The 14,168-nt window shown below is 44.2% G+C and carries 13 protein-coding genes; 5 read left to right on the top strand and 8 right to left on the bottom strand.

Features of this window, described 5'->3' with window-relative positions:
* Positions 1-249: 249 nt before the first annotated feature.
* The 4 genes from BLS59_RS19340 to BLS59_RS19325 all read right to left on the bottom strand — a co-directional run bounded on the left by BLS59_RS19340 (position 250) and on the right by BLS59_RS19325 (position 2,254).
* Positions 250-639, bottom strand: coding sequence for a VOC family protein (locus BLS59_RS19340; protein WP_091151627.1), 390 nt, complete (start codon positions 637-639; stop codon positions 250-252).
* An 81-nt stretch (positions 640-720) separates the two neighbouring features.
* The gene (locus BLS59_RS19335) at positions 721-921 is read right to left on the bottom strand and encodes a helix-turn-helix transcriptional regulator (protein WP_091151625.1); all 201 of its coding nucleotides are present in this window, start codon (positions 919-921) and stop codon (positions 721-723) included.
* An 8-nt stretch (positions 922-929) separates the two neighbouring features.
* A complete protein-coding gene (locus BLS59_RS19330; RefSeq protein WP_091151623.1) occupies positions 930-1,823 on the bottom strand; it encodes a hypothetical protein in 894 nt (297 codons plus the stop codon).
* A gap of 11 nt (positions 1,824-1,834) precedes the next feature.
* Positions 1,835-2,254 carry a hypothetical protein gene (locus BLS59_RS19325; protein ID WP_143014171.1) on the bottom strand — a complete coding sequence of 140 codons (420 nt, stop codon included), beginning with the start codon at positions 2,252-2,254 and terminating at the stop codon, positions 1,835-1,837.
* A 129-nt stretch (positions 2,255-2,383) separates the two neighbouring features.
* Here BLS59_RS19325 and BLS59_RS19320 point away from each other — a divergent pair, with 129 nt between their 5' ends.
* Positions 2,384-2,860, top strand: coding sequence for a DinB family protein (locus BLS59_RS19320; protein WP_091151619.1), 477 nt, complete (start codon positions 2,384-2,386; stop codon positions 2,858-2,860).
* A 498-nt stretch (positions 2,861-3,358) separates the two neighbouring features.
* Here the strand turns inward: BLS59_RS19320 and rimM are convergent, their stop codons facing one another.
* Positions 3,359-3,886 (bottom strand): ribosome maturation factor RimM, encoded by a 528-nt coding sequence (gene rimM / locus BLS59_RS19315; protein WP_091151618.1) that lies wholly within the window; start codon positions 3,884-3,886, stop codon positions 3,359-3,361.
* An 84-nt stretch (positions 3,887-3,970) separates the two neighbouring features.
* On the bottom strand, positions 3,971-4,504 hold the full coding sequence (locus BLS59_RS19310; RefSeq protein ID WP_091151616.1) for a 30S ribosomal protein S16: 534 nt from the start codon (positions 4,502-4,504) through the stop codon (positions 3,971-3,973).
* A gap of 155 nt (positions 4,505-4,659) precedes the next feature.
* Between BLS59_RS19310 and BLS59_RS19305 the strand changes: the two genes are divergently transcribed.
* Together BLS59_RS19305 and BLS59_RS19300 are read left to right on the top strand one after the other, a co-directional pair.
* Positions 4,660-5,202 carry a 5' nucleotidase, NT5C type gene (locus BLS59_RS19305; protein ID WP_240315284.1) on the top strand — a complete coding sequence of 181 codons (543 nt, stop codon included), beginning with the start codon at positions 4,660-4,662 and terminating at the stop codon, positions 5,200-5,202.
* Positions 5,203-5,266: 64 nt separating this feature from the next.
* A complete protein-coding gene (locus tag BLS59_RS19300; protein WP_091151614.1) occupies positions 5,267-7,354 on the top strand; it encodes a PAS domain S-box protein in 2,088 nt (695 codons plus the stop codon).
* Between the two features lie 10 nt (positions 7,355-7,364).
* Here BLS59_RS19300 and BLS59_RS19295 read toward each other — a convergent pair whose 3' ends face one another.
* A complete protein-coding gene (locus BLS59_RS19295; protein ID WP_091151612.1) occupies positions 7,365-8,033 on the bottom strand; it encodes a hypothetical protein in 669 nt (222 codons plus the stop codon).
* 88 nt (positions 8,034-8,121) lie between these two features.
* Here BLS59_RS19295 and BLS59_RS19290 point away from each other — a divergent pair, with 88 nt between their 5' ends.
* Both BLS59_RS19290 and BLS59_RS19285 read left to right on the top strand, forming a co-directional pair.
* Positions 8,122-10,821, top strand: a complete 2,700-nt coding sequence (locus tag BLS59_RS19290) for a ligase-associated DNA damage response DEXH box helicase (protein ID WP_091151610.1) — start codon at positions 8,122-8,124, stop codon at positions 10,819-10,821.
* Positions 10,822-10,922: 101 nt separating this feature from the next.
* Positions 10,923-11,249 (top strand): hypothetical protein, encoded by a 327-nt coding sequence (locus BLS59_RS19285; RefSeq protein ID WP_091151608.1) that lies wholly within the window; start codon positions 10,923-10,925, stop codon positions 11,247-11,249.
* Positions 11,250-11,337: 88 nt separating this feature from the next.
* On the opposite strand, the gene BLS59_RS19280 is transcribed toward BLS59_RS19285, so the two are convergent.
* Positions 11,338-13,605, bottom strand: a complete 2,268-nt coding sequence (locus BLS59_RS19280; RefSeq protein WP_091151607.1) for a Tex family protein — start codon at positions 13,603-13,605, stop codon at positions 11,338-11,340.
* Positions 13,606-14,168: the final 563 nt, after the last annotated feature.

Raw genomic sequence — 14,168 nt, 5'->3', positions numbered from 1 at the left:
GCGATATCCTACCGCCGTCGCTCGGCTCCAGCCCACAAGTGTTGGGAAGACTAAATTTTAATAAAAAGGTTGTCATTTCGACGAGCCTGCATGGGAATTGCGTGTGAGCGGCAAGGAGAAATCTTCTACGAAAGGCTAAGTTCAATTGCATATCGTAGAAGATTTCTCCTCGTACCTCGTTCGAAATGACAACGCTTTTTATCTTCCCAACACTTCTGGGCTGGAGCCGAGCGACGGCGATAACTTCTTCTATAACTTCTTTTCAATTATCCACCGGTGACCAAAGGGGTCTATCAATTCGCCCTGGCGGTAGTTGTATTCAAAATCGGTAACAGGCACTACCTCAATACCACCGGCGGCAATGGCTTTGTTAAATACGGCATGCACATCATCAACAAATAACCCTACGCTAACGGTACGGCCGCCGGCATTAGCGGGTGTTATAGTGCCGCTGAATTGCGTTACTTCATGAATATGGAACATAGCGCCATCTATTACAAGTTCGGCTACGTGTATACTGCCATCATCATTACGCAGACAGAAGTTTTCGATAGCATCAAAAGCCTCTTTATAAAAACCAATACTGGTAACACCGTTATCAATGGCCAGCATTGGGGCAAAGGATGTTTGTGTTTTCATATAACAGCTGTTTATTGGCTATAATATCAAACTTACGAAGTTTTAAATACTTCGTAAGTTACTGAAGAACAATACCATTTCTTAATCTTCATCATCTAAGGTAAATATTTCTTCCACTGGTTTTTCAAAAACACGGGCAATTTTTAATGCCAGTATGGTTGACGGCACGTACCGGTTACTTTCGATGGTGTTAATGGTTTGGCGCGATACACCTATCAGATCGGCCAGATCGGCCTGCGTTATATTTTTTATGGCGCGTTCAACGCGGATGTTATTTTTCATGATGGCGTTTATAGTAGACCCATATTTAAGTTGCCGCTTTTGTTACCCGTTTGTCTTGATAAACGGAACAGCCGGTATTGGAATATAATCACAAAAATTAACGGGATGGTGAACAGGTTTAACACCTGGATAAACAAAAACAACAGGCCGTAGCAAAATACATTTGATACAAGTAAAATAGCGTAATTCACGTACACGGCTATTTGCATTGCCTCCAGCCGCATGGAGTTAATGTATTCGTCCTCCACTTTTTCTTTGGAGTATATCCATAACAGGTAAACAAAGGGTAAAAAATAGCACACTATATCCAGCTTACTATCCCCATTTAAATCAAACAGTGCGTAAATGGTCGGGATTGTTAATAATATTGATAACACCTTGCCTATTGTATTATAGGGCTTGTGAGGTAAAAAATACAGTTTAGATACCTGGTATTCATTCCTCTTTTTGTGAATAAGGTAGTAAAACCTTATAATGAAGATAAGCAAAGGTAAAAACAGGTTGTAAGCCATAAAGCGGTCGCTATCAATAAAGGCAGTGTTCATAATACTCTCGTTAATATTTAAAGCGGCTACAAACAGGCAAAATCCGTAGAATATAAAATTAACCAGTATAGCCCAGTATAAGGAGTTTAGCCTTATACGGGCGGTAAGCTCGTCCTCGCGTTTCATTTTTGAAAAGGCAATGAAACCCAAGCCAATAACAACAAGGGCCAGCGCCAGTTCGTTGGTGAAATTTTCATATTCGGCCCTGTCTAAATAACCTTTGTCACGCAGTTTTAACGCAAAGCCTGGAATTTTGTAATCGCCAAATACAACAAAGTATCCCAATATAAAGCCGGGCAGGGCCATAATAAGGCCAATGATCCTGAAATAGGATGGAAATAAGAATCGTGATTTCATGATTGTAAAGTTTAAATATCTTCTGTTAATGACTGGTTGAGGCGATATATTAACCACCTGAAGCGAACTATAAAAAACACTATTGGAGTGAGTATATTAAAAGTAACAACCGATAAAAGACTTATACCATGCAGTAAAAAGAAGCACATGATAAGGATGCAGTAGTTGGTATAAATTGCCCATTGCAAACTATCAAGTCGCAGTTGAGCTATTTGCTCGTCCTCAATTTTTTCCTTCGAAAAAGCAATGAGTGTTAGCCCCAGGATAACCGCCGGGAAAGCCCCCGAAAATGCAGATATAATCTGTGATGTACTGCTAACATTGGATGATGGGGAGAATTTGTAAATAATTAAAATTGATGCTATACCTATTACCAAAAGGATAATACCTACAAGCCGGAATTTGTGCGGAAATAAGAATCGTGATTTCATATTTGTAAAGTTTGATTTACCAAATGTAAAACAAACTTTACAAATGTCAAATATATTTGACATTTATTTTTTAACCCCTGTCGCACTTGCCAGCGTAAAAACTGGTTTGATTATTGAACGATAAATGTTATGGACACAACGCTATTACATCAATACCAATTGGTTTTATCATCCCGTGAGGCATTGCTGAACTATTGTGAAACCATCCGCCCGGAACATTTGGCACAGCCAATCCCATCGTACAATAACGATAGTATGGGCAGTTTAATGAGGCATGTGGCTAATACTTATTTAGGCTGGCTGTTAAATTTTTTACAGCAGGAACAACATCCTTATTTTACTGAAGACAACCACAAAAACCTGCCGGCTATCCGCAGCATGTTTGAACAGGTAAACCTGGTGGTTAACAACTTTTTGCAGCAATATAAAGATGATCTTACCGCGCCGCTTAACTTACCAAGGGAAGGCGAAACGAAGTTAACGTTAACACCGCTGGAGTTGTTTACCCACGTAATCACCCACGAATACCACCATAAAGGGCAATTAGCCAATATGAGCAGGCAACTGGGCTATATCCCGGTTGATACCGATGTGATAAGAGATTAGAAAATCATCCAATCCCAAAATCGAATAAATCTGTTTAATCCCGGTTCAGACAACTTTCTGCGCTATCCCGCACATAGGTTTCAACCCTTTGAGGTAGTGGTGATTTAATTCCCCTCTTGAGAGGGGGCGCGGTGGATGGTGTAATGGGAGGGGTGTGTTTCTTCGCGATGCTTTTTCATGAAACACACCCCTCCACCCCTCTCAAGAGGGTAATAGCCCATGAGTAGACAGAGATATCATAAATAAGTTTGATAGGCTACATGCCCGCCCCTTCGGGGCTACGTGTTTATAGTTTAATATAATAGAGGCTTGGCTCCGTAGGTGCCTCTTTATTTAACAGGAAGCTCCTATGGAGCTATTGATACCCATAAAATACCTATAAACACTACACTCCTACGGAGTTAGAAAATCTGCTTACGTTTTTATGTCTTTTCATGGGCTATTACTCTCAAGAGGGGAATCGCACACTCCCTGGCTCTTTATCCTTACTCCAAAAACTTACTCCGACAAATACACATCCAGCAAGCCCTCAGGCAGGTCGATGTATATTTCGTTGGCTTCAATGTCTATTCCTTTGATGATATCAACATTAAGGGGAAACAGCACTTCCTTGTTTTGGTAGTTTACGGTGGCAATCAGTTGCTGCGGGTATTCGTTTACCTCGAGGATCTCGCCCAGTTCGCCGTGGGTTTCGTCAATGGCCATAAAGCCCTTTACATCGTTAAGGGTAAATTCGGCTTTTTTCTTTTTGGGCTTTAGCTTGTTGGGGAGGTAAATATCCCTGCGCACCAGCAGGCTGGCTTTTTCAATAGTGTCAATATCTTCTAAAAACAGGTAGGCATTGCTTTTTTGCAGGTATTTTATTGATTGCACAAAATAGGGGATCATTTTGCCGGCCATATCAATAAAAACGGCATCAAACTTAATGGCATCCAAATCGTCGAAATCTACATAGATCTGCATTTCGCCTTTCAGGCCTTTGGTTTTTAAAATACTGCCTATCCTAAAGCATTCTTCTGTTTTCATAAAAAAATAAACTGATATTAAATAACAATGGCGAAGAACCTATAAGCAGGTAGCTTCGCCATTATAAAAATTTTACTTAAAAAATTATTCTGCGCTTTCTGCGTCAGCTTCAGCAACTGGTGCTTCTTCTTCAGCAGGTGCTTCAACTTCTTCGGCAACAGGAGCATTTTTAGCAGCAATTGCAGCAGCTTTTTCTTCCTTCTTTTTAGCCTCAGCAGCCAAAGCAGCTTTGCGTGCTTCATCTTTTGCAGATGTTAAGCTGGTTTTTTTACCGGTGATTTTGCCGTCTTTCAAATCAGACCATGCAGCAAATTTCTCTGCAGCTTGTTCTTCAGTTAAAGCGCCTTTTTTAACACCACCTTCTAAGTGTTTTTTGTATAGCACACCTTTGTATGAAAGGATAGCACGACAAGTATCTGTAGGCTGGGCACCTGTGTTAACCCACTCTAAAGTTTTGTCGAAGTTAATGTCAATAGTTGCAGGGTTGGTGTTTGGGTTGTATGAACCTAAACGCTCAATAAAACGACCGTCGCGAGGCGCGCGGGCATCTGCTACTACGATGTAATAAAAAGGTTTTCCTTTTTTACCGTGTCTTTGCAGTCTGATTTTAGTTGCCATTTCTTTATTTTATGTATTCAACATGTCCCCGGAGTTCTTTCTGCGGGGATGCAAAGGTATAAATTATTTATAACAATTTAAAACGCTTATAATTAATTCTTTAATTTAACAATAGTCAGACGGGCATTCCCGGTAAAATTTATAATTTTTGCCCTATGAGTACTAAAAGAAAACTACGTATTGCCATTGATATGGACGAGGTACTGGCCGATACCATTGATAAATTTATTGAACTATACAAACAACGCCACCAAACAGAAATACTGCTGGCAGATATGCATGGCAAAGAAATAACCGAAATACTTCCCCCACATTTAAGCAGTTCGCTAAGGCCCTATATTAACGAAAAAGGCTTTTTTCGCGATTTAAAGGTAATGCCCGATGCGCAGGAAGTGGTAAAAGCGCTGCATGAAAAGTACGATGTATATATAGCATCGGCAGCTATGGAGTTTGCCAATTCACTGGAGGATAAGCAGGCCTGGCTTAATGAGCATTTCCCGTTTATATCATGGACCAATATTATCTTTTGCGGGCACAAGATCCTGGATGTGGATATCATGATAGATGATCGTACCAAAAACTTTGTAACCTTTAACGGCCGCAAACTGCTGTTTACATCGCCACATAATGCGCTCATTAACAATTTTGAACGGGTTAATAACTGGCAGGAGGTTGCCGCCAAATTATTAAGCACGTAATGTAAATACTTTATTACAAATACGTTAACTTTACGGTAATCCTAAGTCCCGATACACTTAAAGTATGCTTGCCGTGCACAATGCAGTAACCGATAGCTGCGTATTAATTTACGATGTTGATGATCAGCAATACCTGTTCATAAGCCCCTGTATTTATGCTATTGCAGGCATACACCCCCATGAACTTGCTGCCGACAATAACTTTTGGTACAAACTCATCAATAATAAACAGGCCGACAGTATTTATGAGCGCATTAATAATATGCAGCCAAACGGCAATATTGAGCTAAGCTACCAGATCACCACCCCACAAAACACCGTTAAAAATATTGCTGATAACCGGAGCCTTGCTGTTGATGCCACATCGGGCCATAAAATTTTGCAAAGCATCATCCGGGAAAGCCCCGATGAAAACCCGGTCATTGCAGATGATATTGATTTTAGCACCCTGTTTTATAATAATATAAGCCCAATGTATCTGTTTGATTTAGATACCCTGCGTATTTTAAAGGTAAACAAAGCCGCCATAGCTACTTACGGCTACTCGCTTCAGGAGTTTTTATCAATGACCGTGCTTGACATGAGGCCGCAGGGCGAGCATGAAAAAGTAAACGAGTACATACAGCAAAACAGCTTTAATAAATCAAACAACAAAATATTTACCAGCGCAGGCCTCTGGAAACACCACAATAAAAACGGCGATATTATATATGCCGAAATAACCGGCCACGATATTCATTACAACAACCTTAATTGCCGCATGGTAACGGCCACAGATGTTACCGAAAAGGTAAAATTTCAGGAAGAAGCAAAGGTTAGAGAACAGCTGTTAAACTCACTTATTGATTCGCAAACCAACTTCCTGATCAGGGTAAACAATACCGGCCATTTTAGCTTTGTTAACCGGCAGTTTTTAAAAACCCTTGGCTACAATATTAATGAACTGCTGGGGCAGCATTTTTCAATAACTTCCATTCCGCAGGAGCTGCACCTTTGCGAAGCCGCATTTGCAAGCTGTATGCAAAACCCCGGTAAGGTTATTACACTACAGCACAAAAAGCCCGATGTACAAGGCAATCTTCATGATATCGATTGGGAGTTTATATCGGTAGTTGACGAGCAAGGCCAGGTTGTTGAAATTCAGGGCATCGGGCAGGACATTACCCGTAAGCTTATTATTGAAAAGGAAATAAAAAACACATCGCAAAAGCTGGATGCCTTTATTGAAAGCATTACCGACTCCTTTTTTATTATTGATAACAACTGGCGGTTTATGCGTGTAAATGCCGCGTTTGAAAAAGTAAGCAACTGCTCGCGCGATGAAATGCTGGGTCAGGTTTTATGGGATGTTTTTCCGTCAATTTTAAATTCGGGCTTTGGCAGAGCTTATTATGAGGCTGTTGAAAAACACGAGAGCGTTAAATTTACCGAATATTTTGAACCGCTGAAAATGTGGTTCCGCACGTCGGTCTACCCATCGGCCGAGGGCACAACTTTTTTTGTGAAGGATATTACCCATGAAAAACAAGCCCAGGAACAAGCCCTTTGGACAAAGAACAGCCTTGAAGCACTCATCAATAACACGCATGATCAAATATGGTCTGTTGATAAAGAGTTGCGGTTTGTGTATCTCAATGATGCTTACGTAAAACAAATTTCCCACATCACCGGCACCGAGCCCAAAGCCGGCGACTATTCCTATAAGCATCCCGGCTACAACCAAGGCATTCATGATGATTGGAACGGCTATTACCAGCGCGCTTTAAAAGGCGAGCAATACACCATAACCAGCGAAAGCCGCGACCTTAAAACCAAAGCGCTCCTGTTTTTTGAAGTAAGCTTTAACCCCATTTACACCTTAAACGGTGAAATTATTGGCGTGGGCTGTTTTAGTCGCGATGTAACCCGGTTACTTAAAACCGAGCAGGAACTGATAGACCAGAACGAACGCCTGCGTAATATTGCCACCTTAAGCTCGCACGAAATAAGGCGACCGGTAGCCAGCATGATGGGCCTCATCAGCATTATGGACCGCGACAATTTTTTTAATCCCGAAAACGAGGAGATCATTGAACACCTGCTAACCGTAAGCACCGAAATTGACGACGTGATCCGTCTTATTGTTGATAATACCTTTACAGGAAAGAATTAACACCAAACAATTAATGCATACTCAAATACGCCGATGCGGTATCATAGGCTTTGTGCACCACCACACCAACACATTTATTGGTAGCGGTATTTATCTCGAAAGAAATACCCTTATCCAGGTCGGTATAAACCTGCACCTTATCGCCTTTAAGCTTATAGGTACTGGTTGGCTTTACTGTATAATTATGTTTAATACTGTCTATTGGCGATGTTACCCCGGCATGGCTGGCAGTTTTAAACCAGGGCGAGGTAACCAATATTTTTTGCACGCGGCTAATGGCCTCATCGGCACCGCCGGCATTGCGGTGCGAGAATATACTGGTCCTGTAACCATTCACATCATGTTTGGCGAACCAAACCATCAGCGAGCTGCCCATGGCTGCGTCAGAACTATCGGGCCGCCCAAGCAGTTTAGTAGCTGCCTGCACATCATCGCCTATAGCTATATGGCCTATGCTTTTTCCTGGGGTGATCAGTTGATCCGCAGGTACAAGGGCTGTTAATGAAGTATCTTTAGTAACCATTTTACTGGCCGCTGTTGTATCAGTGGGTGATTTGGCTGCGGTATCGGCTGTTTGGACCTGCTGGTTGGTATCTGTAGTTTCCTGTTTTTTAGTGGATGAATTACAGGCGGCCAATGAGGCAGCCAGTAGTAATATTAAAAAGCTGTTCTTCTTCATATATCAGCATAACAGTATTATATTTATTTTGTTGGCCCGTAATTTAACGGGGCGCTAACCAAATTCATATTCCATTGTTAACTACACAATGATCACAAAAGGGCAGCAGGTAATACAGCAATGGTACAAGCAAAAAAACTGGAAACAGTTTCCGTTTCAAAAAGAAATGGAAGCTGCCTACCTGTCGGGCTATTCGGGTTTGCTGAATGCGCCGACGGGCAGCGGTAAAACATATGCGCTTTTCCTCCCCTTTCTGGCAGATTATATCAATCAACACCCGGATACCTACACTACTCAAAAGAACAACGGGCTGCGTATGCTGTGGATAACCCCACTGCGCGCCCTCACCAACGATATCCGTAAAGCCATGCAGGAAGCCTGCGACGAAATAGGCTTACCATGGACCATAGCCACCCGCACCGGCGATACATCCGCAGCCGAAAAGGCTGCCCTTAAAAGAAAACTGCCCGAAGTACTGCTTACCACGCCCGAAAGCCTGCACCTGATGCTGGCCCAAAAGGATTATCCTAAAATGTTCAGCAACCTGCAGGTAGTAGTAACCGACGAGTGGCACGAACTATTGGGCACCAAACGCGGCGTACAGGTGGAGTTGGGATTGTCCCGGTTGAAAGCGCTGAGTCTGGGGGCTGGAGTGGGAGTTCTGGGCTCTGAGGTGGGAGATCTGAGGTCTGATGTAGTGGAATTGAAGCCTGAGGACGTAAATCGCGAAAAACCGAAACTCAAAACTCAAAAACTCCCAACCTCCGACCTCCCACCTCAGCACTCTGACCACAGACCCCAGGCCCCAGACCTCAGACTCAAAATCTGGGGCATCAGTGCAACTATTGGTAACCTGGAACAAGCCGCGGAGGTATTGTTAGGCAATAACTTTCCGCCTGGGCAGGTAAAAATGGTGCGGGCCAACCTGGAAAAAAAGCTGGAAATAAAATCCATCATTCCCAAAAACGTGGAGAATTATTCATGGGCCGGGCATATTGGCTTAAAGCTGCTGCCCGAGGTTATGGCTATTGTGGCCCGCAGCAAAACCACGCTTATTTTTACCAATACACGGTCGCAGTCCGAGATCTGGTACCATGCCATTTTAGATAACTATCCCGAATACGCCGGTATTATGGCCATGCACCATGGCTCGCTGGATAACGAACTGCGCAACTGGGTAGAGCAGGCCCTCCATGCCGAAGCCCTAAAGGTAGTGGTATGTACTTCAAGCCTTGATCTTGGGGTGGATTTCAGGCCGGTAGATACTGTTGTGCAGGTAGGCAGCCCCAAAGGTGTTGCCCGTTTTATGCAGCGGGCAGGCAGGAGCGGGCACCATCCCGGCGCGGTATCACGTGCTTACTTTGTGCCCACCCACTCGCTGGAACTGCTGGAAGGTGCTGCGCTTAAAGAAGCCATAAAAAAGGGCATCTTCGAAAGCCGCGATCCTATGCTGCTTACCATGGATGTGCTGATACAGTACATGGTTACCCTGGCGGTTTCGGATGGTTTCAAGCCTGATGAACTATTCGAGGAAGTAAAAGGCACCTATGCCTTTGCCGATATTACCCGCAATGAATTTGGCCAGCTGCTTGATTTTATTACCACCGGCGGCAAAACCCTGGCCCAGTACGATGAATTTTTAAAGGTAGAAATTGAGGACGGCCTATATAAAGTGAACAGCCGGAGGGTAGCCATGCGCCACAGGTTAAGCATAGGCACCATTACCAGCGAGTTAAGCATCCGGGTAAAATGGCTTAGTGGCGGCAGTTTGGGAACCATTGAGGAGTCCTTTGTATCTAAACTAAAACCCGGCAATACATTTTGGTTTGCCGGTCGCAGTCTGGAGTTTATACGGGTAAAGGAAATGACAGCCTTCGTAAAAAAATCAAACTCAACCAAAGGACTAATCCCCAGCTGGAACGGCGGTCGCATGCCACTGTCGTCCCAGCTGTCGGCTGTTTTCAGGGATAAGCTGGACGAGGTAGCGCATGGCATCGAAAAAGATGAAGAGGTTATAGCGCTTAAACCGTTGTTCAATTTGCAGCAGGAATTATCGCATCTGCCGCAAAGCCATGAGTTTTTGATAGAATCGTTTAAATCGCGCGAGGGGCACCATTTGTTATTCTATCCGTTTGAGGGGCGTTTGGTGCATGAGGGTATGGCATCGCTGCTGGCTTATCGCATCAGTAAAATAAAAAATGCCAGCTTCTCCATCGCCATGAATGATTACGGGTTTGAATTGCTTACCGATGAGGACGTGCCTATTGAGCAGGTACTGGAAGACAGCAGCTTTTTTTCGATAGATAACCTGTTAGATGATATTCAACATAGCCTTAATGCCAATGAAATGGCCCGGCGCCGGTTCAGGGATATTGCACACATCGGCGGTCTGGTATTTACGGGCTACCCCGGGCAGCAGATAAAAAACAAACATTTGCAGGCCTCAACATCGCTTTTGTTTGAGGTATTTACCGAGTACGAGCCGGATAATCTGCTCGTGAGGCAGGCCTATAACGAAGCGCTGGCGTTCCAGCTGGAAGAATTCAGGCTACGAGCCGCCCTACAGCGCATTGCCACGCAAAATATCATTCTTAAAGTAATTGAGAGGCCTACACCGTTCGCCTTCCCCATTATGGTTGATAGCCTTGGCCGCGAAAAACTTACTACCGAAACCATGGAAGAGCGCATCTCCAAAATGGCGCGCCGCTATGGTGCCGAAGGTGTTGGAGAGGTGGATGATAAAAAGAAAACCCGCAAACCCGGCATCACCCGAAAAAAGGGGTTTTAAAGGGTGCCGGACTCCTAACAAATTTGTTACTGTATTTTTTTTCTGCGAGCGTTAAACCACCGGCGCTTTTATTACTCTCATGTACATATAACCCTATCTACATGAAAATTTTAAAACTACAGCACATTGCCATTGCCACCTGTCTTTTTTTAACCTCCTGCGGTACTATGGTAAACTATTTGGGCGATGCTTACCCGGCAACCAACAAAGTGGATGTTTATTACGACGCCAAAGACATTAAACAGGAGTACAAGGTAATAGGCCACCTTTCCATGATTAACGATTTGGACCAGGAGGTTGTAAAAAAGGCGCTGGTTAATAAATCAAAAGCTATGGGTGCCGATGGTGTAATTATTCTGCAAACAACCGGCAAGGATAATTCGACAGTAAAGGCCGATGCTATAAAATACAGCGAAAAAGCCAATTGATATTAAGCTGCTAAAAACCTTCAAACCTCAACCTCATCTGCAAACTTACGAAGCCTATAGCTTCGTAAGTTACTAATACCATCGGTGTTTATTTAAACTTGTTTTTTAAGGCTGCCAGTTTTATGGCGATATCTGTTTCGGGTGTTTGCTCGGGCTTTTTGTTAAAAGATGGTTTATTACCGGCAGGCCTTCTGTCGTCATTTCTTCTTTCCTGCGGGCGCTCACTCTTATCATTCTCTTTCATTGACAAGGCTATGCGCTTACGGTTAACATCAACCTCGGTAACGGTTACTTCCACCTTTTGATGCACCTTTAATACTTCATTAGGATCTTTAATATACCTGTTGGTGATCTGGCTCAGGTGAACCAAGCCATCCTGGTGAACGCCGATATCAACAAAGGCCCCAAAATTGGTAATGTTTGTAACAATACCGGGCAGTTTCATACCTACTTTTAAATCGCCAATGGCATTTACGCCGTCGGTAAAGCTAAAGGCCTCGAATTGCTCACGCGGGTCGCGACCGGGCTTGGCAAGTTCGGCCATAATATCGTTTAGCGTAGGCAAACCAACGGTTTCCGATGTATATTTTTGCAGAGGAATGCTTCTGCGGATCACGGCATCGCCCATGAGGTCCTTCACCGTACATTTCATGTCTTTGGCAATCTGCTCCAGCAGGCTGTAACGCTCGGGGTGTACCGCGCTTGAATCAAGCGGGTTTTCGGCATGGTGGATGCGTAAAAATCCTGCTGCCTGTTCAAATGCCTTATCACCCAGGCGGGGCACTTTTTTCAGTTCGCTGCGGCGTTTAAAGGCGCCGTTCTGATCGCGGTATTCCACAATATTTTGCGCCAGCTGCGGACCCAGACCAGACACGTAGGCCAAAATTTGTTTCGATGCGGTGTTAAGTTCAACACCAACGGCGTTTACGCAGCTCATTACTGTATCATCTAATGATGTTTGCAGTTTATTCTGATCAACATCATGCTGGTACTGGCCTACGCCTATTGATTTTGGGTCGATCTTCACCAGCTCGGCCAAAGGATCCATTAACCGGCGACCGATAGATACCGCGCCCCTAACCGTAATATCCTTAGCCGGAAACTCCTCCCTCGCCACATCAGATGCGGAATAGATGGAAGCACCGCTTTCGTTAACCATAACAATTACCACGCCGGGCAGGTTAAGGTTACGCACAAACAGCTCGGTTTCGCGACCAGCGGTACCGTTACCTATGGCTATAGCTTCTATATTATATTTTTGAAACAGGTGCTGAACAGTTTTCTCGGCCTCGCGTGCCTGGCCTGCGCCGGTGTGCGGGTAAATGGCGGTATTCTCCAACAGTTTGCCCTGCTCATCCAAACAAACCAGCTTACAGCCCGTACGGAAACCCGGATCGATAGCCATTACCCGTTTTTGACCAAGCGGTGCGCCTAACAAAAGCTGGCGCGCATTCTCGGCAAATACACGGATAGCTTCTTCATCGGCTTTCTTCTTGGTAAACAGGCGCACTTCTGTTTCCATTGAGGGTTTAAGCAGGCGCTTGTAACCATCGGCAATTGCCTGCTTCACTTGGTCGGCAGATGGGTTATTGGCTTTTACAAATGTTTGTTCCAGGATATCTATAGCTTCCTCTTCAGTTGGTTTAATATCCAGCCAAAGGATCTCTTCCTTTTCGCCGCGACGCATGGCCAGGATACGGTGCGATGGTGCCGATTTTACAGGCTCCGTCCAGTCGAAATAATCTTTGTATTTAATGCCCTCCTGCTCCTTACCGTCAATAACTTTCGACTGAAAAGTTCCCTTCTCTATAAACAATTCGCGAACGCGGGTACGTACTTCGGCATTTTCACTGATGGTTTCGGCAATAATATCCCTTGCCCCGGCCAGCGCTTCTTCTATACTGTTAACACCTTTTTCGGCATCAATATATTTTTCGGCCTCGGTTTGCAGGTCGGCCCGGTGCTGATTTAGCAACAGATCGGCCAGGGGCTGCAAGCCTTTTTCGCGGGCGGTGGTGGCGCGGGTTTTGCGTTTTGGGCGATAGGGCAGGTAAATATCCTCCAGCGATACCATTGTTTCAGCAGCGTTTATCAGCTTTTCCAGTTCGGGCGTAAGCTTGCCCATATCGGTAAGCGACTTAAGGATGGCCTCGCGGCGTTTATCCAGGTCGCGCAGTTGTTGTATGCGGTCGCGGATCTCAGCCACCTGTACCTCGTCGAGCGTGCCGGTAACCTCTTTACGGTAACGGGATATGAACGGAACGGTTGCGCCTTCGTCAAGTAATTCAACGGTGGCGCTTACCTGTTTTTCGGCAATGGAAAGTTCCTGGGCTATTTTTTTATAATGAGCTGTCATACATTAAAATTCGGACTGCGAAGTTGGGAGAATCAGCTTACAATTCAAAAAAAGATTGCTAACAATTGGTATAACAGCATAGCTATTCAATAATACACGCGAGTAGGCAATAGCCGTCTTACATTTCGAGATTTAAGATTGCAAACAGCATAACAAATATAACGACCGCCAAAAAGGCGTACAAGGCCGACAGGTTATTGGCGGTAACAATATCGGGCACACGGCCAGAGGAAAACAAGCGGCGGGATTTGCGCTTGTATCCGTAGGAAAGGACTAAAAAAATAAGTGGCAGATAAAATAAGGCATACTTCATAATACCCAACAACATATTAACCTAATTTTGGTTTTGAAGCAGAGGAAGTGGATAAAATGAATGAAAAATATCAGGTAGGTTGCGTGAGAATGCGTGGTTTTCTAAGGTGTCTGGAAGGTATAAAAAACGTTGTCATCGACACGAGCAAGCCTGGGAATTGTGTGTGAGGGGGCAAGGAGAAATCTTATATGAAATACTGAGTCCACTTGCATATCGTATAAGATTTCTCCTCGTACCTCGTCGAAATGAC

The sequence above is a fragment of the Mucilaginibacter pineti genome, from assembly GCF_900101875.1.
Taxonomy (GTDB): Bacteria; Bacteroidota; Bacteroidia; order Sphingobacteriales; family Sphingobacteriaceae; genus Mucilaginibacter; species Mucilaginibacter pineti.
This window is presented reverse-complemented; position numbering and strand designations above follow the sequence as displayed.